The organism is Streptomyces sp. NPDC026246, assembly GCF_055567995.1.
The window spans coordinates 91531-116029 of sequence record NZ_JBVHPJ010000001.1 but is presented as its reverse complement, the minus strand read 5'-3'; the positions used below and the strand labels follow the sequence as shown (position 1 = coordinate 116029).

General features: G+C 72.3%; 21 protein-coding genes and 1 pseudogene. 10 read left to right on the top strand and 12 right to left on the bottom strand.

Translation table 11 applies throughout. From position 1 onward, the window contains the following. Nucleotides 1–22 precede the first annotated feature (22 nt). From cysC to ACZ4M5_RS00465, 7 genes are all read left to right on the top strand, one after another. Entirely contained in the window at nucleotides 23–559 is a 537-nt protein-coding gene (gene cysC / locus ACZ4M5_RS00495) for an adenylyl-sulfate kinase (protein ID WP_467731535.1), read from the top strand. Continuing rightward, the gene (gene cysD, locus ACZ4M5_RS00490) at nucleotides 556–1491 is read left to right on the top strand and encodes a sulfate adenylyltransferase subunit CysD (protein ID WP_467731533.1); all 936 of its coding nucleotides are present in this window, start codon (nucleotides 556–558) and stop codon (nucleotides 1489–1491) included. The genes cysC and cysD overlap by 4 nt, the downstream gene beginning before the upstream one ends. A gap of 2 nt (nucleotides 1492–1493) precedes the next feature. Next, a complete protein-coding gene (locus ACZ4M5_RS00485) occupies nucleotides 1494–2828 on the top strand; it encodes a sulfate adenylyltransferase subunit 1 (RefSeq protein WP_467731531.1) in 1335 nt (444 codons plus the stop codon). 217 nt (nucleotides 2829–3045) lie between these two features. After that, nucleotides 3046–4149 (top strand): aliphatic sulfonate ABC transporter substrate-binding protein, encoded by a 1104-nt coding sequence (locus tag ACZ4M5_RS00480; RefSeq protein WP_467731529.1) that lies wholly within the window; start codon nucleotides 3046–3048, stop codon nucleotides 4147–4149. Nucleotides 4150–4184: 35 nt separating this feature from the next. Further along, on the top strand, nucleotides 4185–4973 hold the full coding sequence (locus ACZ4M5_RS00475) for an ABC transporter ATP-binding protein (protein WP_467731527.1): 789 nt from the start codon (nucleotides 4185–4187) through the stop codon (nucleotides 4971–4973). Beyond that, complete coding sequence (locus ACZ4M5_RS00470; protein ID WP_467731525.1) at nucleotides 4960–5856, top strand: ABC transporter permease; 897 nt, start codon at nucleotides 4960–4962, stop codon at nucleotides 5854–5856. The genes ACZ4M5_RS00475 and ACZ4M5_RS00470 overlap by 14 nt, the downstream gene beginning before the upstream one ends. 5 nt (nucleotides 5857–5861) lie before the next feature. Continuing rightward, the gene (locus ACZ4M5_RS00465; RefSeq protein WP_467731524.1) at nucleotides 5862–6602 is read left to right on the top strand and encodes a sirohydrochlorin chelatase; all 741 of its coding nucleotides are present in this window, start codon (nucleotides 5862–5864) and stop codon (nucleotides 6600–6602) included. Between the two features lie 34 nt (nucleotides 6603–6636). Here the strand turns inward: ACZ4M5_RS00465 and ACZ4M5_RS00460 are convergent, their stop codons facing one another. The 3 genes from ACZ4M5_RS00460 to ACZ4M5_RS00450 form a co-directional block, all read right to left on the bottom strand. Continuing rightward, a complete protein-coding gene (locus ACZ4M5_RS00460; protein WP_467731522.1) occupies nucleotides 6637–7446 on the bottom strand; it encodes a GvpL/GvpF family gas vesicle protein in 810 nt (269 codons plus the stop codon). Between the two features lie 158 nt (nucleotides 7447–7604). After that, nucleotides 7605–7979: a nuclear transport factor 2 family protein gene (locus ACZ4M5_RS00455; RefSeq protein WP_467731520.1), complete on the bottom strand. Its 375-nt coding sequence runs from the start codon at nucleotides 7977–7979 to the stop codon at nucleotides 7605–7607. Then, nucleotides 7972–8520, bottom strand: coding sequence for a DUF1697 domain-containing protein (locus ACZ4M5_RS00450; protein WP_467731518.1), 549 nt, complete (start codon nucleotides 8518–8520; stop codon nucleotides 7972–7974). The genes ACZ4M5_RS00455 and ACZ4M5_RS00450 overlap by 8 nt, the downstream gene beginning before the upstream one ends. 338 nt (nucleotides 8521–8858) lie before the next feature. Here ACZ4M5_RS00450 and ACZ4M5_RS00445 point away from each other — a divergent pair, with 338 nt between their 5' ends. Further along, nucleotides 8859–11108, top strand: coding sequence for an MMPL family transporter (locus ACZ4M5_RS00445; RefSeq protein ID WP_467731516.1), 2250 nt, complete (start codon nucleotides 8859–8861; stop codon nucleotides 11106–11108). A 70-nt stretch (nucleotides 11109–11178) separates the two neighbouring features. Here the strand turns inward: ACZ4M5_RS00445 and mgt are convergent. The 5 genes and pseudogenes from mgt to ACZ4M5_RS00420 form a co-directional block, all read right to left on the bottom strand. After that, nucleotides 11179–12418: pseudogene (gene mgt, locus ACZ4M5_RS00440) on the bottom strand (macrolide-inactivating glycosyltransferase). A gap of 12 nt (nucleotides 12419–12430) precedes the next feature. Beyond that, nucleotides 12431–13213, bottom strand: a complete 783-nt coding sequence (gene erm, locus ACZ4M5_RS00435; protein ID WP_467731514.1) for an ErmE/ErmH/ErmO/ErmR family 23S rRNA (adenine(2058)-N(6))-methyltransferase — start codon at nucleotides 13211–13213, stop codon at nucleotides 12431–12433. 383 nt (nucleotides 13214–13596) lie between these two features. Next, entirely contained in the window at nucleotides 13597–14877 is a 1281-nt protein-coding gene (locus ACZ4M5_RS00430; RefSeq protein WP_467731512.1) for an ABC transporter substrate-binding protein, read from the bottom strand. Continuing rightward, the gene (locus tag ACZ4M5_RS00425) at nucleotides 14877–15710 is read right to left on the bottom strand and encodes a carbohydrate ABC transporter permease (RefSeq protein ID WP_467731510.1); all 834 of its coding nucleotides are present in this window, start codon (nucleotides 15708–15710) and stop codon (nucleotides 14877–14879) included. The genes ACZ4M5_RS00430 and ACZ4M5_RS00425 overlap by 1 nt, the downstream gene beginning before the upstream one ends. Continuing rightward, nucleotides 15707–16651: a carbohydrate ABC transporter permease gene (locus tag ACZ4M5_RS00420; RefSeq protein WP_467731507.1), complete on the bottom strand. Its 945-nt coding sequence runs from the start codon at nucleotides 16649–16651 to the stop codon at nucleotides 15707–15709. Before ACZ4M5_RS00420 ends, ACZ4M5_RS00425 begins: the two co-directional genes overlap by 4 nt. Nucleotides 16652–16811: 160 nt before the next feature. Between ACZ4M5_RS00420 and ACZ4M5_RS00415 the strand changes: the two genes are divergently transcribed. Continuing rightward, entirely contained in the window at nucleotides 16812–17675 is an 864-nt protein-coding gene (locus ACZ4M5_RS00415; RefSeq protein WP_467731505.1) for a phosphotransferase enzyme family protein, read from the top strand. Nucleotides 17676–17692: 17 nt separating this feature from the next. Here the strand turns inward: ACZ4M5_RS00415 and ACZ4M5_RS00410 are convergent, their stop codons facing one another. The 4 genes from ACZ4M5_RS00410 to ACZ4M5_RS00395 form a co-directional block, all read right to left on the bottom strand. Next, a complete protein-coding gene (locus tag ACZ4M5_RS00410; RefSeq protein WP_467731503.1) occupies nucleotides 17693–18415 on the bottom strand; it encodes an exonuclease domain-containing protein in 723 nt (240 codons plus the stop codon). A gap of 128 nt (nucleotides 18416–18543) precedes the next feature. Continuing rightward, nucleotides 18544–19785: an SAV2148 family HEPN domain-containing protein gene (locus ACZ4M5_RS00405; RefSeq protein WP_467731501.1), complete on the bottom strand. Its 1242-nt coding sequence runs from the start codon at nucleotides 19783–19785 to the stop codon at nucleotides 18544–18546. A 132-nt stretch (nucleotides 19786–19917) separates the two neighbouring features. Further along, nucleotides 19918–21234 carry a copper amine oxidase gene (locus ACZ4M5_RS00400; protein ID WP_467731499.1) on the bottom strand — a complete coding sequence of 439 codons (1317 nt, stop codon included), beginning with the start codon at nucleotides 21232–21234 and terminating at the stop codon, nucleotides 19918–19920. A gap of 56 nt (nucleotides 21235–21290) precedes the next feature. Further along, on the bottom strand, nucleotides 21291–22103 hold the full coding sequence (locus ACZ4M5_RS00395; protein WP_467731497.1) for a Tat pathway signal sequence domain protein: 813 nt from the start codon (nucleotides 22101–22103) through the stop codon (nucleotides 21291–21293). A 182-nt stretch (nucleotides 22104–22285) separates the two neighbouring features. Between ACZ4M5_RS00395 and glgX the strand changes: the two genes are divergently transcribed. Then, the gene (gene glgX / locus ACZ4M5_RS00390) at nucleotides 22286–24439 is read left to right on the top strand and encodes a glycogen debranching protein GlgX (protein WP_467731495.1); all 2154 of its coding nucleotides are present in this window, start codon (nucleotides 22286–22288) and stop codon (nucleotides 24437–24439) included. Nucleotides 24440–24499: the final 60 nt, after the last annotated feature.

Sequence of the window (24499 nt, the reverse complement as noted above, 5' to 3'; positions counted from 1 at the left end):
ACAGACGATCCAGGAGACACACGTGACGACCGGAGCCACCGTCTGGCTCACGGGTCTGCCGAGTGCGGGCAAGACCACCATCGCCCACGAACTGGCCGGCCAGCTGCGCGAGCAGGGCCACCGGGTCGAGGTGCTCGACGGCGACGAGATCCGCGAGTTCCTCTCGGCGGGACTCGGCTTCACCCGCGAGGACCGGCACACCAACGTGCAGCGCATCGGCTTCGTCGCCGAACTGCTCGCCCGCAACGGCGTGCTGGCCCTGGTCCCGGTGATCGCCCCGTACCAGGACAGCCGCGAGGCCGTACGCAAGCGCCACCAGGCGAACGGGACGGCGTACGTCGAGGTGCACGTGGCCACACCGGTCGAGGTGTGCAGCGAGCGGGACGTGAAGGGCCTGTACGCCAAGCAGGCCGCCGGCGAGCTCACCGGGCTCACCGGCGTCGACGACCCGTACGAGGAGCCCGCCTCGCCCGATCTGCGGATCGAGTCGCAGCACCAGACCGTGCAGGAGTCCGCGGCATCCGTGTACGCCCTGCTGACCGAAAGGGGACTGGCATGACGACCGTCGCCACCGTGTCCGAGCAGACCGGCAGCCCGTACGCGCTGTCGCACCTCGACGCCCTCGAGTCCGAGGCGGTGCACATCTTCCGCGAGGTGGCGGGCGAGTTCGAACGGCCGGTGATCCTGTTCTCCGGCGGCAAGGACTCCATCGTCATGCTGCACCTGGCGCTGAAGGCGTTCCGCCCGGCGGCGGTGCCCTTCTCCCTGCTGCACGTGGACACCGGGCACAACTTCCCCGAGGTCCTCGAGTACCGCGACCGCACCGTCGCCCGGCACGGGCTGCGGCTGCACGTGGCGTCCGTGCAGGACTACATCGACCGCGGGGTGCTCAAGGAGCGCCCGGACGGCACTCGCAACCCGCTGCAGACCCTGCCGCTGACCGAGAAGATCCAGGCCGAGCGGTTCGACGCCGTCTTCGGCGGCGGGCGGCGCGACGAGGAGAAGGCCCGGGCCAAGGAGCGGGTGTTCTCGCTGCGCGACGAGTTCTCCCAGTGGGACCCGCGCCGCCAGCGCCCGGAGCTGTGGAACCTGTACAACGGCCGGCACGGCCCGGGCGAGCATGTGCGCGTGTTCCCGCTGTCCAACTGGACCGAGCTGGACGTGTGGCAGTACATCGCCCGCGAGGGCATCGAGCTGCCGGAGATCTACTACGCGCACGAGCGCGAGGTGTTCCGGCGCAGCGGCATGTGGCTGACCGCCGGCGAGTGGGGCGGGCCGAAGGACGGCGAGAGTGTCGAGAAGCGGCTCGTGCGCTACCGGACCGTCGGCGACATGTCCTGCACCGGCGCGGTGGACTCCGACGCCGACACGATCGAGAAGGTGATCGTGGAGATCGCCGCCTCCCGCCTCACCGAGCGCGGCGCCACCCGCGCCGACGACAAGATGTCCGAGGCCGCGATGGAAGACCGCAAGCGCGAGGGGTACTTCTAAAGATGAGCACGATCACCACCGGCGAACTCGCGGACACCACCCTGCTGCGCTTCGCCACCGCGGGTTCCGTCGACGACGGCAAGTCCACGCTGGTGGGCCGGCTGCTGCACGACTCCAAGTCGGTCCTCACCGATCAGCTGGAAGCCGTGGAGCGCGCCTCCGCGAGCCGCGGGCAGGACGTGCCCGACCTCGCGCTGCTGACCGACGGGCTGCGCGCCGAGCGCGAGCAGGGCATCACCATCGACGTGGCCTACCGCTACTTCGCCACGCCCCGGCGGCGGTTCATCCTGGCCGACACCCCCGGCCACGTGCAGTACACGCGGAACATGGTCACCGGCGCCTCCACGGCCGAGCTGACCGTCGTCCTCGTCGACGCCCGCAACGGCGTCGTGGAGCAGACCCGCCGGCACGCCGCCATCGCCGCCCTGCTGCGCGTGCCGCACGTGGTCCTCGCGGTCAACAAGATGGACCTCGTCGGCTACGAGGAGAAGGTGTTCGCGGGCATCGCGGAGGAGTTCACGGCGTACGCGACCGAGCTGGGCGTGCCCGAGGTCACCGCGATCCCGATCTCGGCGCTGGTCGGCGACAACGTCGTGGACCCGTCCTCGCACATGGACTGGTACGGCGGGCCGACCGTGCTGGAGCACCTGGAGACGGTGCCGGTCAGCCACGACCTGAGTCACTGCCACGCCCGGCTTCCCGTGCAGTACGTGATCCGGCCGCAGAGCGCGGACCACCCCGACTACCGGGGCTACGCCGGCCAGATCGCGGCCGGTTCGTTCCGCGTGGGCGAGTCCGTCACCGTGCTGCCGTCGGGCCGTTCCTCGAAGATCTCCGGCATCGACCTGCTGGGCGAGCCGGTCGACGTCGCCTGGACGACGCAGTCGGTGACCCTCCTGCTCCAGGACGACATCGACATCTCGCGCGGCGACCTGATCGTGCCGAGCAAGGACGCCCCCGCGACCACGCAGGACATCGAGGCGACCGTCTGCCACGTCGCGGACGCGCCGCTGACCGTCGGCCACCGGGTGCTGCTCAAGCACGGCACGCGGACGGTCAAGGCGATCGTCAAGGACATCCCGTCGCGGCTGACGCTGGACGACCTGTCGCTGCACCCGCACCCGGGGCAGCTCGTCGCCAACGACATCGGCCGGGTGAAGGTGCGCACCGCCGAACCCCTGCCGGTCGACGCCTACGCCGACTCACGCCGCACCGGCTCGTTCATCCTGATCGACCCGAACGACGGCACCACCCTCACCGCCGGCATGGTCGGGGAGTCCTTCGCCGCCCCCGAGCCCGTCAAGGACGAGGCCGAGGACGACGGGTGGGACTTCTGACGTGAGCGCCCCCGACTTCTACTCCATGTTCGCCAAGGAGGGCGGCCGCGTCGGCAGCGGCGTACTCGGCAGCGGGCAGGGCGGAGTGGCGCGATGTGCGCGCTGACGCACGCGCACCGCTCGCGCGCCCTCGCCCCCCACCGCCGAAAACCCGCCGACCTCCCGGCCACGAACTGACAGACCGTGACCGCCGGGCCCTACGAGAGGACCACCTCCCGTGCCTGCATCATCCGCCCTGCGCCGCGGCCTCGCGGTCCTGGCCGCGCTGCCCCTGCTCACCCTGGCCGCCTGCGGCTACGGCTCGCAGGCCAAGGACGACGGTGCCGCACAGGTCGCCGCCGGGGCGAAGAGGATCGACGGTCTCGACAGCGTCAAGATCGGCTACTTCGGCAACCTGACCCACGGCACCGCCCTGGTCGGCATGCAGAAGGGCTTCTTCCAGAAGGAACTGGGCGCCACCCGGGCCGAGCCGGCCGTCTTCAACGCCGGGCCCTCCGAGATCGAGGCGCTCAACTCCGGGTCCATCGACATCGGCTGGATCGGCCCCTCCCCCGCCATCAACGGCTACACCAAGTCGGCCGGCAAGAACCTGCGCATCATCGGCGGTTCCGCCTCCGGTGGGGTGAAGCTCGTGGTGAACCCGGACAAGGTCAAGAGCCTGAAGGACGTCGAGGGCAAGCGGATCGCCACCCCGCAGCTGGGCAACACGCAGGACGTGGCGTTCCTCAACTGGGCCGCGGAGCAGGGCTGGAAGGTCGACCCGCAGCGCGGCACGGGGGACGTCACGGTCGTCCGCAGCGACAACAAGGTCACCCCGGACGCCTTCCGGTCCGGGTCGGTCGACGGCGCGTGGGTGCCCGAGCCGACGGCGTCGAAGCTCGTCGCCGAGGGCGGCCGGGTGCTGCTCGACGAGTCGAGCCTGTGGCCGGACGGGAAGTTCGTGATCACGAACATCATCGTGCGGCAGGACTTCCTGAAGAAGCACCCGAAGGTGGTCCAGGCCGTGCTCCGGGGCTCGGTGGCGACCAACCAGTGGATCAACGCCCATCCGGACGCGGCGAAGAAGGCGGCGAACGAGCGGCTCGCCCGGGACTCCGGCAAGGCCCTGCCCGCCGACGTGCTGGACCCGGCGTGGAAGTCCATCCGGTTCACCGACGATCCGCTGGCCTCCACCCTCGGCACCGAGGCGGAACACGCCGTCCAGGCGGGCCTGCTGCAGAAGCCCGACCTGAAGGGAATCTACGACCTCGCGCCGCTGAACGAGGTCCTTCAGGCCGAGGGCGCGCCCACGGTCGACGACGCCGGTCTCGGCGCGAGCTGACCCGTATCCCGCAACGTTCCCAGGAGGTGACGACCATGGCCACGACTCTCGCCAAGGCCGCCGAGGACACCGAGGCGGCCACCCACGCCGCACGGATCGAGCACGTCTCGAAGTCCTTCGCGGGCCCCGCCGGACAGCAGCTCGTCCTCGACGACATCACCCTCGACGTCGCGCCCGGCGAGTTCGTCACCCTCCTGGGTGCCTCCGGCTGCGGCAAGTCCACGCTGCTCAACCTGGTGGCGGGCCTGGACCGGCCCACCGCCGGCGAGATCGTCACGGACGGCCGCCCGGCGCTGATGTTCCAGGAGCACGCGCTGTTCCCGTGGCTGACCGCGGGCAAGAACATCGAACTCGCCCTGAAGCTGCGGGGCGTGGCGAAGGCCGAGCGCCGGGAGCGGGCCGAGGAGTTGCTGGAGCTCGTCCGGCTGAAGGGCGCGTACGGCAAGCGCGTCCACGAGCTGTCCGGCGGGATGCGCCAGCGGGTCGCGCTGGCCCGGGCACTCGCCCAGGAGAGCAGGCTGCTGCTGATGGACGAGCCGTTCGCGGCGCTGGACGCCATCACGCGGGACGTGCTGCACGACGAGCTGACCCGCATCTGGCGCGAGACGCGGCTGTCGGTGCTGTTCGTCACGCACAACGTGCGCGAGGCGGTCCGGCTCGCGCAGCGCGTGGTGCTGCTGTCCTCCCGCCCGGGGCGGATCGCACGCGAGTGGACGGTGGGCATCCCGCATCCGCGCCGCATCGAGGACACCGCCGTCGCGGAACTGTCCGTCGAGATCACCGAAGAACTGCGTGGGGAGATCCGCCGCCATGGCCAGCACTGATGCGACGACCGTCACCAAGGACGGCAGCGATCTCGCCGGACTGGAGGCGGGCCTGGACGCACTGGAGACGGTGCAGACCGGCCGCAGGCCGTTCCGGCAGACCCTCACCGAGAAGATCCTTCCGCCGGTCCTCGCCGTGGCGCTGGTGCTGGCGGTCTGGCAGGCCCTGGTCTCGTTCCGCATCGTCGACGACCCGACCAAGCTGCCCGCGCCGTCCGCGGTGTGGGACGTGGTGCACACCGCGTGGCTCGAGGGCGAACTGCTCGGCTACATCTGGACCAGCGTCTCGCGCGGCCTGCTCGGCTTCTGCCTGGCCCTGGTGATCGGCACGCCGCTGGGCCTGCTCGTCGCCCGGGTGAAGTTCGTCCGCGCGGCCATCGGGCCGATCCTGTCCGGCCTGCAGTCCCTGCCCTCGGTCGCCTGGGTCCCGCCGGCGGTGATCTGGCTGGGTCTGAACAACTCGATGATGTACGCGGTGATCCTGCTCGGCGCGGTCCCGTCCATCGCCAACGGCCTGGTGTCGGGCGTGGACCAGGTGCCGCCGCTGTTCCTGCGCGCGGGCCGCACGCTCGGCGCGACCGGGCTGAAGGGCACCTGGCACATCGTCCTGCCCGCTGCGCTGCCCGGTTACGTGGCGGGCCTGAAGCAGGGCTGGGCGTTCTCCTGGCGCTCGCTGATGGCGGCCGAGATCATCGCCTCCTTCCCGGACCTGGGCGTCGGACTGGGCCAGTTGCTGGAGAACGGCCGCAACGCCAGCGACATGGCCATGGTGTTCGAGGCCATCCTGCTCATCCTGATCGTCGGTATCGCCATCGACCTGCTGATCTTCAGTCCGCTGGAGCGGTGGGTGCTGCGCAGCCGCGGCCTGCTGGTGAAGAGCTGAGTGTCATGATCCATTCGCCCGTCCTGCTCGTCATCGCCCACGGCAGCCGCGACCCGCGGCACGCCGCGACCGTGCACGCGCTCGTGCGCCGGGTGCGCGCGCTGCGCCCCGGCGTGCGGGTGGAGACCGGCTTCCTGGACTTCAACGTGCCGTCGGTGCACGGGGTGCTGGAGTCCCTTGCGGTCCAGGGCGTCCGGGACGTCGTGGCGCTGCCGCTGCTGCTCACCCGGGCCTTCCACGCCAAGGCGGACATCCCTGCGGTCCTGGCGGATGCCCCCGCGCGGCTGCGCATCCGCCAGGCGGAGGTCCTCGGCCCCTCGCCGCTGCTGCTCTCGGCTCTGGAGCGGCGGCTGTACGAGGCGGGTCTGACGCCCGCCGACAAGTCCTCGACCGGGGTCGTGCTGGCCTCGGCGGGGTCCTCCGATCCGGAGGCGAACGCGGTGATCGCAGCAATCGCGCGGGAGTGGCGGCACACCGGCTGGTGCGCCGTGCGGCCCGCGTTCGCCTCCGCCTCCCTTCCGCGCACGCAGGACGCGGTCCGCGAACTCCGTGCCCTCGGCTGCGCCCGGGTGGCCGTGGCCCCGTACGTCCTGGCCCCCGGTTTTCTGCCCGACCGCATCGCGCGGGGCGCGGCGGACGCGGACGTCCTCGCGGATGTCCTGGGTCCCGCGCCCGAGGTGGCGCGGGTGGTGCTGGAGCGGTACGAGGCGGCGCGCGTCCCGGCGCTGCGGGCCGCGAGCGCCTGAGCGCCCGCGGTGAGCGGTGTCACGGCGAGCGGTGTCACGGCGCGGGTTCGGGCTGGAGGGCGAAGGAGTACGGGGCCCAGGGCCCGGTGACCTCCACGCGCAGTCCGGGAATGCCCCGGGCGACGGCGAGGACGCCCGTGCGGAAGGCGTCGACGCGGTCGCGGGGGACGAGGTAGGCGTCATTGCCCAGGGCGGTGCCCGAGCCCGCCGGGCCGGTGCGTTCGGGGGTGTGGGCGACGCGGTCGACGGACAGGGCGCCGGCGGTCCGGGTGAGCCGGGCGGCGCCCTCGGTGACCGCGCGCCAGGTCTCCTCGGTCCGGCGCTGCCTGCGGCGGCGGATGGCCTGGTAGGCGCGGCCGACCCCGAGCCCCGGCGCCGGCTCGTGGGCGCTGCCGGGGCCCGTCCACGGCGGGGGGACCTCCGGGGCGGCGTGGATCCTGACCCCGAGTTCCACGTGCCCGGTGAGGCGGGTCAGCAGGGAGAGGAAGTAGTCGCGGCGGGTGTCGAGGGCCTGCCGGGCGCTGTGCTCGTCGGGGTAGACCGTGGCCAGGCGCAGCGGGAGGACGGCCGCGCCGGAGGCGACCAGGCCCGCCACCACGGTGTGGTGGGAGCGAACGGTGGACTCCAGCCAGTCCAGGTCGTCCAGATGGGCCTGGAGGGGGGCCTCGGCGTAGTCCTCGGGCGGGACCGGGCCGACGGCGAAGGCCAGGGGCGGGGCGGCGGTGGCCGGGTCCACCAGGCGGACCGGTTCTCCGGCGACGCCGCGCAGGCGCGCCGCCGCGGCGGTGGCCTCGGGGGTCCGGTGCAGGACCGCGTAGGCGTAGACGAGGTGGGTGTCGGTCATGCTGCGGGCTCCTGTCGCCGGCCGTGCGCTCCCTCTGGCGAGACTCCGTGTCCGTACCGTCCGTCGCCCGTAGGTACGGTCCCGGTGACCGAGCTGTTCACACGGTCACCGGCGAGGCCGGCGCGGCTCCGCGACAGGGGGGAGCGCGGCCGGCCGGGTCACCCGGCCGGCAGGCCGAACGGGGTCGCCTGGTGGAAGTACAGCCGCCACGCGCCCTCCGTCCGCCGCCACAGTGAACTGCGGTGCGCACGGCGGCCGTCGAGCTCCGTGTCGTAGACGAGGTGGACCAGGTCCGGGGCGAGCCGCACACCGCGCATGCCGGTCGTGACGGCGGGCCGGTCGTCGGCGTCGGCGGTCCCGGTCAGCAGGGCGACGATCCCGGCCCGGTCCCAGTGCCGTCCGGAGGCGCCGAACTCCTGGAAGTCCGGGTGCAGCAGCGCCTCCACCGCGGCCGGTGAGCGGCCCGTGCGCGGGTCGAGCAGGGCCAGTTCGCCCTCGACGGCCGCCCGGATGTCGCGGCCTTCGTCAGCCATCCGTCAGCTCCACCAGTTTGGTGACGGTGTTCCAGTTGCGGGTCGTGGCGATCAGGCCCTTGGTGAGGCGCGGCTTGGCCAGTTGTTCGGCCAGCTTGGAGCGGCCGAGGCCGTCCGGGGCGTAGAGATACAGGGCGCGGTCGCCGAGCCGGAACTCCTCCGGCAGGTAGGCGCTCGGGTCGATCCCGGTGAAGCGGTCGGGGGTGACGGGCGCGGAGAAGTAAGTGACGTGGAGCTGCTTCGGCTCCAGGCCGGCGGCCGGGAAGGGGCAGGACTCGGCGATCGCCTTCAGGTAGGCGTGGTCGCGCACGATCACGTCGACGGCGAAACCGAAGTGCTTCTCGATGGCCGCCGTGATCCCGGCCGCCAGCGACTCCTCGTCCCCGTGCCCGGAGGAGAACACGGCCTGGCCGCTCTGGAGGTGGGTGCGTACGTCGCCGTGCCCGAGATCCGTCAGGAGCGCGCGCAGGTCGGCCATCGGGACCTTCCGGCTGCCGCCCACGTTGATCCCGCGCAGCAGGGCCGCGTAAGTCGTCGTCATCCGCTCACCTTAGGGCGGCCGTCGTGCCCCGTGGGGGCGGGCACGACGGCCGGGCGGGCAGCTGCCCGGTCCCCGAAATTACTCACCGGTCACCTCGCGGCACAACCGTCTGCCCAGGATCCACACACGCCGGCAGCCCGGAATGTCTCCCGATAGGTGTAAGGGACCACAGTCGGTGCGGGTCCTCCCCAGTGGGGAGGGGGCTCGGTCCACAGGGAGGAGACCGGGCGCGCCACTTCACCGGTCAGCACGACGAGATGGTCTTCCCCGGCCCCTAGTTTCGTCACGGAGGGGGGCGGCAGGGGGCCGCCGCCGAGGCACGAGGGGGCAGACCCGTCATGGGGAACGGAGAAACACGGGTACGGGGGTTCGCCGCCCGCGCCGGCGGCTGGAGCGCCCGGCACCGATGGGCGGCCGTCGGCATCTGGGTCCTGTTCGTCGTCCTGGCGATGGGGCTCGGTTCGGCGGCCGGCCGCGTCGACGTCAAGGACAGCGACCAGTTGAAGGGCGAGACGCACACCGCCGCGCGGATCGTCGAGGACGCCGGGATCGAGGAACCGGCCGGCGAGACCGTCCTGATCCAGGCCAGGGGCGGTGATCTGAAGGCGACGGACGCCGAGTTCCGCGACGCCGTCACGGCGGTCGTCGAAGCCGTGGAGGGCACCGGCCGGGTCACCGACGTGACCTCCCCGTACGAGGCGAAGACGATCTCCCGGGACGGGCGCAGCGCGCTCGTGCAGTTCGACATGCGCGGCCCGTCCGACACCGCCGGTGAGCGGGTGGAGCCGGTGCTCAAGGCCGTCGAGGGGGTGCAGGAGGACCACGCGTCGGTGCGGATCGAGGAGATCGGCGGCGCCAGCATGATGAAGACGTTCGACGACGCGTTCGGCGACGACTTCAAGAAGGCCGAGTACTCGGCGGTGCCGGTCGCGCTCGGCATCCTGCTGATCGCGTTCGGGGCGCTGGTCGCCGCGCTGCTGCCGGTGGCGCTCGCCGTCACCGCGATCATGGCGACGATGGGCCTGATGGGCGTCGTCAGCCACGTCATGCCGATGAGCGAGACCGCCAACTCCGTGATGCTGCTGGTCGGCATGGCCGTCGGCGTCGACTACTGCCTGTTCTACCTGCGCCGGGAGCGCGAGGAACGCGAGGCCGGGCGGGACGCGCAGACGGCGCTGCGGATCGCCGCCGCGACCAGTGGCCGGGCGATCGTGGTCTCGGGCGTCACGGTGTGCGTGGCGATGGCGGGCATGCTGTTCACCGGTCTCGCCGAGTTCGAGGCGATGGGTCTCGCCTCGCTGATGGTGGTCGCCGTGGCCATGGTCGGGTCCGTGACCGTGCTGCCGGCCCTGCTGTCGCTGCTCGGCGAGCGGGTGGAGAAGGGCCGCCTGCCGTTCCGGCGCCGGCGCAACCGGGGCGCCCGCGGGGACAGCAGGTTCTGGACGGCCGTGCTGCGGCGCGTCCTCGCCCGTCCGGTGGTCGCCGCGGTGGTGGCGGCCGGTGCGCTGCTGGCCATCGCCGCCCCGGCACTCGGCATGAAGACGCAACAGCTCACGCTGGACCAGGAGTTCGGCGACTCCCTGCCGATCGTGCAGACGTACAACCGGCTCAACGAGGCCTTCCCGGGCGGTTCCGAACCGGCCGAGGTGGTCGTCAAGGCGCACGACATCAACGCGCCGCAGGTGAAGGCGGCGCTGGCCGGCTTCCGCGACCGGGCGATCAGTTCGGGCGCCTCCCGCGGCCCGGTGGAGATCAAGCTGCACGACGCGCAGAACGTGGCGTTCGTCTATGTCCCGCTGGTGGGCGGCTCCGACCTGGACAAGGCCGGGGTGAGCCTGGACAAGCTGCGCGAGGAGGTGCGTCCGGCCACGCTCGGCAAGGTCGAGGGGCTGGAGGCGCCGATCACCGGGCAGGTGGCCGGGTCGAAGGACTTCAACGACCAGCTGGCCGGCGCGGTCGTGCCGGTGTTCGCGTTCGTGGTGGTGTTCGCCTTCGCGCTGATGCTGCTGTCGTTCCGCTCGCTGACGATCGCGCTGACGTCGATCGTGCTGAACCTGCTGTCGGTGGGCGCCGCGTACGGCATCCTCGTGGCGGTCTTCCAGCACGGCTGGGGCGCGTCCCTGGTGGGTGCGGAGGGCGTCGGCGCGATCATCACCTGGCTGCCGCTGTTCCTGTTCGTGATCCTGTTCGGCCTGTCGATGGACTACCACGTGTTCGTGGTGTCCCGGATCCGTGAGGCGCGGCTGCGCGGACTGACGACGAAGGACGCGATCCGGCACGGCGTGGTCACCACGGCCGGGGTCGTCACGAGTGCCGCGGTCATCATGGTCGCCGTGTTCGCCATCTTCGGGACGCTGTCCATGCAGTCCATGAAGCAGATGGGCGTGGGCCTCGCGGCGGCGGTCCTCATCGACGCGACGATCATCCGGGGCGTGCTGCTCCCGGCGGTGATGGCCCTGCTCGGGGAGCGCAACTGGTACCTGCCGAAGTGGCTGCACCGGATGCCCGACCTCACGCACGACGAGGCGCCGCAGGCCGTCGCGCGGGCGGCGGCACGTGACGACGAGGGCGAACCGCTCACGGTGTGAGGCGGCGCCCGGCGGCGCGGCGGGTCCGGCCGGTTCGGGGAACCGGCCGGACCCGCTCCGGCGTGTTCCGTCAGGCGGTTCGCGCGCGCAGTTCCGCCTCGATCAGATCGGCCGCGCGCCGCGTGCCGCCCTCCCGGGCCGTCTCCGCCTGGATCTCCTTCAGGCGCCGGGCGACCTCCGGGTCGCCGACGAGGGCGAGGGCCGCTTCGCGCAGTGTCCCGCCGGTCGCCTGCTCGGTCGGCAGGTACCGGGCGACGCCCAGGGCCTGGAGCATCTCGGCGTTGCCGAACTGGTCCACGGCCTGCGGTACGGCGATCATGGGCGTGGCCGTGGCCAGGCCTTCCTGGCTGCCGCCCGCGCCGGCGTGCGTGACGAACAGGTCCGCCTGCCTCAGCACGGCCAGTTGCGGCACCCAGGAGTGCACCTCGACGTTCGCGGGGACGTCCCCGAGGACGGCCGGGTCGATGTGCCTGCCGATCGAGAGCACCAGGTGCCAGTCCGGCAGGTCGCCGAAGGCCCGCACGCACTCCCGGTAGAAACCGGCCTGCTTGGTGAAGGCGGACCCGAGCGAGACGAGCGCGACCTTCCCGGCCCCGGCCGGCCGTCGCCAGTCGCCCTCGGCGGTGCGGTCGCCCTGGCAGGCGCCGACGAAGGAGTACACGCTCTCGTCGACCCGGTCCGCGTTCGGCTGGAGCGCCTTGGGGATCAGGACGATCGACCGGTCGGGCCGGCCCGCGAACGCGTCGGGGTGCAGCGCGATGCCGTTCTCCTCCAGCCAGGCGCCGAAACGGGCGTAGTAGGCGCGGCCCCGCTCGGTCTTCCTCGGCTCCTCCCACAAGGGCTCGGCGACCTCCTGCTCGTACCCCTCCCAGGCGACCATGGCCGGGGAGAGGGAGATCGCGGGCACGCCCCAGCGGTGGGCGAGCACCCGGCCCGGGTACGAGGCGATGTCGTGCAGGACGAGATCCGGCTCGTCGCCGTCGTACGCCTCGGCGAGCTGCGGGAGGGCCTGGATCGCGTCGTCGAGGAACGGCTCCACGTTGTCGAGCAGTGTGCTCCCCCACGCCTCGGGGTCGTCGTCGGGTGAGGGCAGTGTCGAGGTCCAGGGCCTCACCTCGGCGCCGGTGCCGGCGACCTTCGCGGCGAACACCGGCGGGATCGCATAGGTCACCCGGTGGCCGCGGGCCACCAGCTCGCGGATCACCTCCAGGCTCGGGTTCACGTGGCCGTGGGCGGCGATGGAGAACATGGCGATGTGCGCGCGACGGGTCATGCCGGAGACCCTAGGCGAGACGATACGTCTCGTGCAACTTGGTTTCCGCTCACAGGGCCAGCACCTCGTACAGCCGCAGCCACCGCGCCGGGTCCACCTCGCCCACCAGCACGTCCCGGTCCAGTCCCGCGGCCCGGAACGCGGCGTCGACCCGGCGTCGCGGATGAGTCCGGCGCAGGGAGGCGTGCAGGCAGCCGCCGACCCCCGAGAAGCCGAGTTCGACCAGCGAGCACCAGCCGGGCAGGGCGCCGGCGTCCAGCAGCGGGGCCGCCCGCCGCTCGATGCGCAGCACCCCGGCGTTCACGCGCGGCACCGGCCGGAAACTGCGCCGGCCGATCCGGCCGATCAGCCGCCAGGTGTGGCGGGGCCAGCTGCGGACCGTCAGCAGCGTCCAGCTGCCGTAGTCACCGGTGCGCCTGCGGGCGTACTCGAGCTGGGTGATCAGAGTGGCGTCGGTCAGGGCGGGGGCGCGCAGGCACCAGTCGACGATGTCGGCGGTCCGGGAGAACGGCACGTTCCCCGCGACCGAGAAGTGCGTGCGCGGCGCCCGCGCGGCCAGGAAGTCCCCAGCGACGACGTGGACGCCCGGGCTGCCGGAGAACCGGGCGCGGAGTTCGCGTACGAGCCGCGAGTCGATCTCGTACGCGCGCAGTTCGCCGCAGCGACGGGCGAGGGGCACGGTCAACGCGCCCCTGCCGGCGCCTACTTCGAGCAGGAGCGGGACGGTGCCGGCGCGCGGGACGGCGAGCCGGGCGAAGCGTTCGGCGGCAGCGCGGTCGGCGAGGAAGTTCTGCGAGAGCGCGCGGGAGGGTGAGGTGAGGGGGCGGCCCATGGGCTGCGGTCCTTGTCTTCCGGAGGGAGGAGGGCGGACGAGGGCCCTGACCGGAAGACAGGTGGGGAGGAGACGTCGCGCGACGCCGGGATCGGCGGCTCAGCGGCGGTGGATGCTGCTCCCCGGGCCGGTCAGGGCTCCGGGGCGGCGGCGCGTCCTGACGGCGTGCGCACAGCCCCGGCCGTGACCGGTGACGGAGATGGCGTTGATACCCACGGACAGCACGCTAGGCCGGGGCCGGTGGGCGGGCAACGGGTTTTCGCGGCAGGGGGGGACAGCCGCCGGAGCAGCCCGTGCCGAGGGGGGTCCGCCGGGCAGTGGAACGCGCGGAACGGGAGCACCCCGGCTGATCGCCGGGCAGCGGGACGGGAACCCCCCGGCGGTCAGCGCTGGTACCGGGCGAGGACCAGGTTGCCGTCCTCCTCCAGCCGTCTGCGCACCTCGCCGAGGCCGATGGCCCCGCTGTAGTACTCCTGGAGTGCCGGTGTCGCCACCTTGTCCTTCCACTCCGGATAGCCCCGGACCGTCTGCGCCGGGGCCGGGCGCAGGTGCCCGGCCAGGGCGGTGCCGGTGGCCCAGCCGTGCCGGGCGGTGTGCAGCGCCGGGTTGCCCAGGGCCTCGGTGCCGGTGGGCAGCATCCAGTCACCGAGGGCGAGCCGGACCATGTTGTCGGGGCGCAGCAGGAAGTCCAGGAACGCGGCGGCCTCGCGCTTGTGCGGGCAGTCCTCGGCGATGGACAGGGTCTGGGGACTGACGCCCTGGGTGAGCCCGTCGGCGCCGGCCGGGGCGGGCAGCACCCGCCACGCGAAGCCCTTCGGTGCCTGCTGGACGATCTGCTGCCGGTAGGAGAAGCCCAGCGGGACCATGGCGTAGCGGCCGCCGAAGAAGCCGGGCAGGGTGTCCGAGCCGCCGCTGCCCAAGGTGGTGGGCGAGGCGCTGCGGTCGGTGTTCACCTGGTCGTGCACGGTGCGCGGCACGATCTGGTCGGCCCGGTCGAAGCGGACGGTGACCTTGCCGTCGGGCCCGCGGTGGAAGAGCCGGCCGCCCTCCGACAGCGAGAGGTTGAGCGTGGCGGAGACGGGCTCCTTGAGCGGCCAGGCGACGCCGTACTTCCCCGGGCCGCTCAGGCGCGCGGTGATGCGGCGGAACTCGGCCCAGCTCCACGGCCGTTCGGGGGTCGGGATGCGCACTCCCGCCCGCTCCAGCCACGCCGAGTTCGCGATCAGCACCCGCGGTTCCTGCAGGAACGGCACGCCGTAGACGCCGTCCCCGAACGTGGTGGTCGCCCAGCTGCGCCGCGGGATGTCCGAGGTGAGCCGGGCGGGCAGCAGTCCGGTGAGGTCGGCCAGGTGGCCGCCGTAGGCGAAGTCCGCGAGGTCGTCGGAGGCGTCGTGGATGATGTCGGGCGCCTCGCCGCCCTCGAAGGCGGTGAGGAGCTGGTCGTGGACGCTGTCCCAGCTGCCCTGCACGTACTCGACGCGCACGTCCGGGTGGGTGGCGTTCCACTCCTCCACCAGCGCCTCGGTGGCCCGGACGGATTCTTCCTGCCAGGCCAGGGACTGGAAACGCAGGGTGACGGGGCCGTCGTCGTCGCGGGTGCCGCCGGTCGAGCAGCCCGCGAGGAGCAGCAGCGTCAGGACGAGGGCCGGCAGGCGGGCGCGCATCAGCTCTTCACCGCCCCGGTGAGCATGCCGCCGGTGATGCGCCGCTGGACGACGGCGAAGACGACCAGGGAGGGGAGGGTCGCGAGGAACGCGGCGGCGGCGAGCGGCCCGAGGTCGGCGACCCCCTCGGCGCCGATGAAGTGGGTGAGCACGACCGGCAGCGTCTGCTTCTCCGGGGTCTTGAGCAGCACCAGCGCGAAGAAGAACTCGTTCCACGCGGTGACGAAGGCGAACAGTCCGGTCGCCACGATGCCCGGTGCGAGCAGGGGGGCGGTGACCGAGACCAGGGTCCGCACCCGGCCCGCCCCGTCGACGGCGGCGGCCTCCTCCAGCTCGGGCGGCACGGCCCGGACGTACCCGGTGAGCATCCACAGCGCGAAGGGCAGGGCCCACACCACGTACACCAGCACCAGCCCGGCCGCGGAGTCGATCAGCCGCAGGTTCTTCAGCACGAGGAACAGCGGGATGATCAGCAGCACGAACGGGAAGGCCTGGCTGACCACCACCCAGCCCGTGACCGCCCGGGTGAACCGGGTGCGGCGCCGGGCGAGCACGTAGGCCATGGGCGTGGCGATCACGACGGCGACGACCGCCGCCGAGGCCGCGGCCACAAGGGAGTTGAGGGCGGCGTGCAGCAGCGGCTGCTCGTCGAAGGCCTGGCGGAAGTTGTCGAGGGTGGGGTCGCGCGGGATCCAGGTGGGGTGCAGGCTGCCCAGCTCGCGCGGCGGCTTGAACGCGGTGGAGACGAGCCACAGGAGCGGGAAGGCCAGGAAGACGAGGTAGGCGAGCAGCGCGATGTACTGGCCGGCGCGGGCCGGGGTCCCGGTCCTCACGTGTCGTCACCCGCCCTCAGGCGCCCGGCCAGGAACACCGCCAGCGCGATCGAGACGAGTGCCACCATCACGCAGCCCATCGCCGCCGCGTAGCCGAACTGCCCGTAGCGGAAGGCCTCCTCGTAGGCGAACAGCATCGGCAGGCGGGTCCGCCCGCCCGGGCCGCCGCTGGTGAGGACGTAGACCAGGGCGAAGGAGTTGAAGTTCCAGATGAGGTTGAGGGCCGTGACGGCCAGGGCGACGGGTCTCAGGGCGGGCCAGGTGACCGTGCGGAAGCGGCGCCAGGCGCCCGCGCCGTCGACCGCCGCGGCCTCGTGGAGTTCGCGCGGGGTGTTCTGCAGCCCCGCGAGCAGGGCGACCGTGGTCTGCGGCATGCCCGCCCAGACGCCGACGAGGATCACCGCGGGCAGGGCGGTGGCCAGGCCGCTGAGCCAGTCCCGTCCGCCGCCCAGTCCGACGTCGCGCAGGGTCTCGTTCAGCACTCCCGCGTCGGGGTGGTAGACCAGCCGCCACATGACGCCGACGACCACCTCGGGCATGGCCCAGGGGACGATCGCCAGGGCCCGGGCCAGCCAGCGGAGCCTGAGGTCCTGGTTGAGCAGCAGGGCGAGCCCCAGGGCGAGCAGGAACTGCGGCACGGTCACCCCGACCGCCCAGGCCAGCCCGATCCGGAACGACTCCCAGAACAGCGTGTCGTGCAGCAGGTCCCGGAAGTTGAGGGCTCCGATCCACTGCGTGGCGCGGGTGCGGCCCGACTGGGCGTCGGTGAAGGCCAGCAGGACGCCGTACAGCAGCGGGCCGACGCTCAGGACGAGGATGGGGATCAGGGCGGGCAGCACCAGGAACCAGGCGCCGTGGTCGACGGTCCGCCGGGACGGGGCCCGGCCGGGCCCGGGGCCCGCCTGCCGGCCGGGGGGCCGGGCCTGGGTCACGGACGTCACGGAATCAGCCCCTTCGTGCGGCTCGGCCGGCCAGCTCATGGTCGTGAAGGCCGTCCGCCTCGTCAAGGGAGCGCACATGCCCGGTGACCTGTACCGATGCGACACTGTCGACTGCGGTGGCCGGAAAGGGCGGCCCCGGCACGGACGACGGAGGCGGACGATGGACGAGGCACGGGCGCGGGACGTACTGGCCGGGGCCGGGGTGCTGCCCGGCACGGCGCGCGAGGCGCGGCTGCTGGCCCTGGGGGAGAACGCGGTGTTCGCCGCGGGTGACCTGGTCGTCAAGGTCGGCCGGGACACCGAACTCCTGGACCGGGCCCGCCACGAGCTGGACGTCGCGGCATGGCTCGCCGAGGCCGGTGTGCCGGCGGTGCGGGCGGCCGAGCCGGAGGCGCTGCTGGTCGACGGGCACCCGGTGACGGTCTGGCACCGGCTGCCGGACGCCGTACGGCCCGCCGAGCCGCGGGATCTGGCCGAACTGCTGCGGATCGTGCACGCCACGCCTCTTCCTCCTTTCGCACTGCCGGCCAGGGACCTGCTGGGTGGTGTGGAGCGGTGGCTGCGGCTCGCCGGGGACGCGGTCGATCCGGCGGACGCGGCCTATCTGCGGGCCCGGCGGGACGGGTTCGCCGGGCAGGCCGCCGCCCTGACACCGCATCTGCCGCCCGGGCCGATCCACGGGGACGCCCTGCCGCGCAACGTCCACGTCGGGCCGGACGGCCCGGTCCTGGTGGATCTGGAGACGGTCTCCGCCGACCTGCGCGAGCACGACCTGGTCGTGATGGCGCTGTCCCACGACCGGTACGGGCTGCCGGACGCGGACTACGCGTCCTTCACCCGCGCCTACGGCTGGGACGTGCGCGAGTGGGAGGGCTGTTCGGTGCTGCGCGGGGCGCGGGAGACGGCCAGTTGCGCTTGGGTGGCCCAGCACGCGCCCGGCAACCCGAAGGCACGCGCGGAGTTCGAGCGGCGCGTGACGTCACTGCGCGACGGGGACGAGACCGTGCGGTGGTATCCGTTCTGAACGAGCCGCCCGGCCGCTCAGACCGGTTCGCCGGCCAACTCCCGCAGCGGCCATGCCCCGTCGACGCGGGCCGCCGCATCGCCCTTGGCGCGCAGGAAGTTCTCGAAGTCCGCCGCCCACTGCGCGTGCCACTCGATCTGGCGGTGGTGCAGGTCCGCCGGGCCGAGCATCGCGATCTTGGGATGGCGCTCGGCTATCGCGCCGGCCAGACGGGCCGCGGCCAGGGCGTCCGCCAGGGCGTCGTGCGCCGCGTCCAGGACGACGCCGTACTCGGCGCAGACCGCTTCGAGGTTGCGTTTGCCGCGGCGGTAGCGGTCGACCCAGCGGTCGATGGTGTACGGGTCGATGACCGGGGCCGGGTCGGCGCCGCCCAGCCGCTCGCGCAGGGACGGCAGGCCGTGGCGTCTCAACTCGGCGGAGAGCAGCGTGAGATCGAAGGTCGCGTTGTAGGCGACGACCGGCACGCCCGCCTTCCAGTAGGCGGTGAGGACGTCCGCGAGGGCGTCCGCCACCCGGTCGGCCGGTCTGCCCTCGGCGGCCGCCCGCTCGCTGCTGATGCCGTGCACCGCCACCGCGTCCTCGGGGATCGGCACCCCCGGGTCGGCCAGCCACTCCCGGCGGCCCCTCGGCTCCCCACCCCTGACCTCGATCACGGCCCCCGTGACGATGCGCGCCTCGCGCGGATCCGTGCCCGTCGTCTCCAGGTCGAAGCCGATCAGCAGCTCTCGGTGCCAGCCCATGGGCGGGCCCCCCTTCTTGTGGTGCGTTCCCCCAGTGGTCCCCACCTTCCCACGCACCACTGACAATCGAAGGACCGCGCTCCGCTTCCGTCGGGGCCGGGCGGGCGGTCAGCCGGCGCCCGGGGCGTTCACGACACGGGTCGCGAATCCGCCCACATCACCTCGAACTCCTCGCGATACGTGGGGAAGAGTCCGCTTTCGTCGTTCTCACCCGGCTTGACCACCTTGCCGCTGTTGCGCAGCACGAACACGGGTGCCTCCATGCCGCGGGTACGGCGCAGGTAGTTCTGCACGACCGCGATGCCGTCCGCCCCGTCACCGTCCACGAGGTAGGCGGTGAAGCGGGGCGTCTCGTCGAAGACCTGGATCTCGAAGGCCCCCGGGTCGCGCAGCCGGGCGCGCACCCGGCGCATGTGCAGGATGTTCATCTCCACGGCCCGGCCGAGCTCGCCGCGCTTGATGCCGAGCTCCCGCTCGCGCCGCTTGACCGCGCTGGAGGCCGGGTTGAGGAACAGCAGCCGCACGCGGCAGCCGGACTCGGCCAGCCGCACCAGGCGCCGACCGGAGAAGTTCTGCACGAGCAGGTTGAGGCCGATGCCGATGGCGTCGAGGCGGCGGGCGCCGCCGAAGATGTCCTCGGCCGGGAACTGCCGCATCAGCCGCACCCGGTCCGAGTGGACGGCGACGACATCGGCGTACCGGTCGCCGACCAGGTCCTCGACGGCGTCGACGGGAAGCCGCCGGGCGGAGGGCACGTCACCGCCCGCGCCGAGCATCTCCAGCAGGCGGGCCGAGGCCCGCTCGGCCTGGTTCAGCACCGCCTCGGACAGCGCCCGGTTGCGGGAGACGACGTTGCGGGTCACCTCCAGTTCGTCCAGGGCGAGTTCGACGTCGCGCCGGTCGTCGAAGTACGGCTCGAAGCAGGGCCAGTGCTGCACCATCAGCTCGCGCAGCTGGGGCAGGGTGAGGAAGGAGAGCACGTTGTCGTCGGCCGGGTCGAGCAGGTAGCCCTTGCGGCGGCTGACCTCGCGGACCGCGACCGCCCGCTGCACCCACTCCTGGCCCGCGGGGCCGGCTGCGGCCACCACCCAGTCCTCGCCGTGGACGGGCTCGTAGACGGGGCGCAGCACGGCGGCGACGACCGCGCGCAGCCGCTGCTCGACGAGGTTGAGCCAGATGTAGGCCCGTCCGGCCCGCTGGGCCCGGGTGCGGACCTCGCGCCAGGCGTCGGCGCCCCAGTCCAGCTCCGGCCCGATCGAGCCCGCCGCGTCCATCGGCCGTGCCAGGGACACGGCACCGGGCGGGACGTCTGCGGAGCTCCCCTCGTGACCCTCGTCACCAGGGGGCAGCTCCAGCCCTCCCGAGCCCACCCGCGCACCGCCTTCCGCTCCCCCGAGCTCTCCCGAGGGGCCCGGCGTCACACGTCCCGGAGCCCCACCCAACGATCAAGGAAGGGTACTCCGGGAGCGGTCGGCGGTGCAGCCGGATGGGCGGCATCATTCTCAACTGCGCGGCTGCCAGTGCCCGTTCTGCCAGTTGAGCTCGGCCGGGGTGAGCGGGTTCATCGCGGTGACGTCCCGCGGGGCGATGGAGAATCCCTGCCAGTGCACGGGCATGGGCTGCTGGTCCTCGTCCCGGGCTATGTGGTGGAAACCGATGTTCGTCCAGACCACCGGGTGGGTGAGGGTCTGCCCGTCGACCCATTTGTCGACGGACTTGCCGGCGCCGGCGCCGCAGTTGCCGGGGTTGTGGCTGGCGAACAGTTCGCACTTGTTGTACTGGGTCACGTACACGTCGTGCTTGGTGTAGCCGCGGCCCGGGTACTTGGTGGACGGCCCCGGGACGATCTCGTAGGAGCGCGCGTGTCCGTCCTTGTTCTTGCCGGCCGCGCTGACCACGCGCCACCACCGGTAGTTCTTGCTGTCCCCGGCGAGCTCCTTGGTGACCTTGGTGCGGGTCGTCTTCGTGGTGGGGGCGCGCTGCCCGCGGGTGGGCGCGGTGACGGTGGAGTCGTACTGCTCGACGGTGTTCTTCGTGGAACCGTCGAGCGCGAAGTCCAGTCGCCAGAACGCGTTGTGGCTGTGGCTGGTGGCCTTGGCGCTCGCGCCCTTGCCGATGGGCCAGCCGCGGCCGTCGCCGGCGTCGTAGTCGTCGTAGGACAGGCTGCCGGTGGCGCCGACGTTCATGGTGATCGTGCCGTCGTCCTGGAAGCGCCACTCGGACATGTACTCGTACCAGCCGACCTGGTTCACCGTGTAGACGAGGAGGTCCTTGCCCGCGGTCTGGAAGACCTTGTTCGCCGTGTCGCCCTGCATGCGGTAGGCGTGGCCGCGGGAGCGGGTGGTGGTGCACAGGCCCTTGACGTTCGGGTCCTCGTTCCACGAGTCGGGGACCTTGACCGTCTTGATCGTGCCGCCCGGGCACTCGCCGGGAGCCAGGTTCATCAGTCCCTGGGCGAAGTCGAAGCCGGTCAGGTCGTCGTACTCGACGTTGCCGTCGTCGTAGGGGACGTGGATCTGGCCGAGCCGGGCGCTGTTCAGGACTCTGATCGGTTTGGCCTCCCCCTTGGGCTGGTACGAGATCTTCTCCAGGACGAGGCCGGCCTTGCCGTCGTAGCGCCAGCACATCCGCCAGGTGGTGCCGGTGGACAGCTTCTGCTCGATGCGGTAGGCCGCGCTGCAGTCGGCGGCCGGTGTGGGTGCGGCCTTGGGGCGGGCGGCGGCCGGTCCGGCGCCGGTGGTGACACCGGCGGCCAGGGCGGCCACGGTCAGGCCCGCGGCCACGCGGGTACGGGCCGTGCTGGTGCTGTTCACGCGCATGACGAGATGACTCCCTGCCAGGGAAGCGAGGTGGACGGGTGAGCGGAGGGAGCGGCTCAGTGGTCGAGCCGGGCGACCTTGCGGGCGCTCAGGTCGATCACGAGCGACCTGGCGTCGACCCACGGCCCGTTCTTGATCTTCGGGAACAGCCGGACGCAGCGGTGCTCGCCGCAGCGGTCCAGCGCGGCGGGCTGGGCGCCCGGCGCGGCCCGGTAGACGGCGCCGCTGAGCCGGAGCTGGTCGGCCGAGGTCAGCGGCCGTCCGGTGGCGTCCTTGTAGTCGGCCTTGAGATCCGCCCCGAGCGGGTCGGCGATGAGGAGGGCGGCTGCCTCGGCCTTCTCGGCGAGGCTGAGCGGCGGCTGGACGCCGCGCTGGGTGCCGGTCCGCACCACCTTGCCGGTGCCGAGTTCCACGGTCCGGGTGACGAGAGTGTCGTCCCGGTAGTCGTAGAACGTCACGTCGGCACGCCGCGGCGCGGCCGGGTCGCCCACCTCGTCCGCCTCGGGCTCGGCGAGGTCGACGCCGAGCAGCTGCGGTCCCCGTTCCCCGTCCACGCCCTCGCTGCTGCGGAACAGCTGCCGGCTGAGGGCGATCTTCGCGACCCGCTGCGTCTCGTCGTCGGTCAGCGGGTCCCGGCCCGTGCCCTTCTCCCCCTCGGCCGGCGCCTGCTCGACGACCCCCGGCGCCACCGACCGGCCCGCCCCGTCCGCGCCGGCTTCCTGTGGGACGGACCGCCCCGCCCCGGGCCGCGTCTCGTCCGCCCCCGCCGTGCCCGGGAGCGTGATCCCGATCATCACGGCGGTGCCGGCCACCGCGACGGCCGTCCCGGCCACCACCTTGCCCAGATGGCGGTGCACTCTGCTGCGCACGTATGTCCCCCTACTCCCCCAACAGCTCCGGGAGTATGTGTTTGCCCCAACGTTTCGGCATACCGCGTATGCACTGGTCACTCGGTAAGAGGGAGATAAGTCACAGGAGGTTCCCTCACTTTCGGGGAGACTCGGGACCTAGGCGTCCCCACCGGCGCCGCACACCTGAAAGAGTCGTAGCCATGCAGGTCTGGCCTGGAGAGGCGTATCCACTCGGTGCCACGTACGACGGCGCCGGAACCAACTTCGCGGTCTTCACCGAAGCCGCGGACCGAGTAGAGCTGTGTCTGCTGCACGACGACGGCTCGGAGACGGCGATCGAGCTCCGCGAGAGCGACGCGTTCGTCCGGCACGCGTACGTGCCCGGGATCATGCCGGGACAGCGGTACGGGTTCCGTGTGCACGGCCCGTACGCGCCGGAGCACGGACTGCGCTGCAACTCCGCGAAGCTGCTGCTCGACCCGTACGCGCGCGCGATCAGCGGTTCCATCGACTGGGGCGAGGAGGTCTACGGCTACCACTTCGACGATCCCGACCGGCGCAACGATCTGGACTCGGCTCCGCACACCATGACGTCGGTCGTGGTCAACCCCTACTTCGACTGGGGCGACGACCGGCGCCCGCGCACCGAGTACCACCACACGGTGCTCTACGAGGCCCATGTCAAGGGGCTCACCATGCGCCACCCCGGCCTCCCGGAGGAGCTGCGCGGCACCTACGCGGCCCTGGCGCACCCGGCGATCATCGAGCACCTGACCGAGCTCGGGGTCACCGCCCTGGAGCTGATGCCCGTCCACCAGTTCGTGAACGACCACCGCCTGGTCGACATGGGCCTGAACAACTACTGGGGCTACAACACCATCGGCTTCTTCGCCCCGCACAACGCCTACGCGTCCTGGGGCGACCGGGGCCAGCAGGTGCTGGAGTTCAAGTCGGCGGTGAAGGCCCTGCACGAGGCGGGCATCGAGGTGATCCTCGACGTGGTCTACAACCACACCGCCGAGGGCAACCACCTGGGCCCGACCCTGTCCTTCAAGGGCCTGGACAACTCGCGCTACTACCGGCTGACCGACGACCCCCGCTACTACATGGACACGACGGGCACGGGAAACTCCCTGCTCATGCGGTCCCCGCACGTCCTGCAGCTGATCATGGACTCGCTGCGGTACTGGGTCACGGACATGCACGTCGACGGGTTCCGCTTCGACCTGGCGGCGACGCTCGCCCGGCAGTTCCACGAGGTGGACCGGCTGTCGTCGTTCTTCGACCTGGTGCAGCAGGACCCGGTGGTCTCCCAGGTGAAGCTGATCGCCGAGCCGTGGGACGTCGGCGAGGGCGGCTACCAGGTGGGGAACTTCCCGCCGCTGTGGACCGAGTGGAACGGCAAGTACCGGGACACCGTGCGCGACCTGTGGCGGGGCGAGCAGCGCACCCTCGCGGAGTTCGCCTCGCGGCTGACCGGCTCCTCGGACCTGTACCAGGACGACGGCCGCCGTCCGCTGGCCTCGATCAACTTCGTGACGTGCCACGACGGCTTCACCCTGCACGACCTGGTGGCCTACAACGAGAAGCACAACGACGCCAACGGCGAGGACAACCGGGACGGCGAGAGCCACAACCGGTCCTGGAACTGCGGCGCCGAGGGCGAGACCGACGATCCGGACGTGCTGGCGCTGCGGGCGCGGCAGATGCGCAACTTCATCGCGACGCTGATGCTGTCCCAGGGCGTGCCCATGATCAGCCACGGCGACGAGTTCGCCCGCACCCAGGGGGGCAACAACAACGCCTACTGCCAGGACAACGAGCTGTCCTGGGTGGAATGGCCCGCGGAGGGCGAGGACGGCGAGGACGGCGAGGAGGCCGCCGGGGACGGCCGGAGCACCGAGATGCTGGCCTTCACGCGCGCGATGGTGTGGCTGCGCCGCAACCACCCCGTCTTCCGCAGGCGGCGCTTCTTCCACGGACGGCCGGTGGAGGGGACCCACGACGACCTGTCCGACATCGCCTGGTTCACCCCCGAGGGCGGGGAGATGACGCAGGAGGACTGGGACTCGGCCCAGGCGTCGGCGCTGACCGTGTTCCTCAACGGCAACGCCATCTCGGAACCGGACGCGCGCGGTGAGCGCATCACCGACGACTCGTTCCTGCTGATGTTCAACGCCTCGCCGGAGCCGCTGGAGTTCGAGATCCCGGTCAACCACGGGCGGCAGTGGGAGGTCGTGATCGACACGTCCCGCCCGCGGGGCGCGCCCGCCGACACCGGCCTGAAGGTGCAGGCCGGGGACCGGCTGACCCTGATCGACCGGAGCATGACGGTGCTGCGCCGGCCCGTCTAGCCCCGCTGCGGCCCACGGGCCGCTCCGCCGTCGCGTCGTCCGGACGAAGCCACTCGTCCG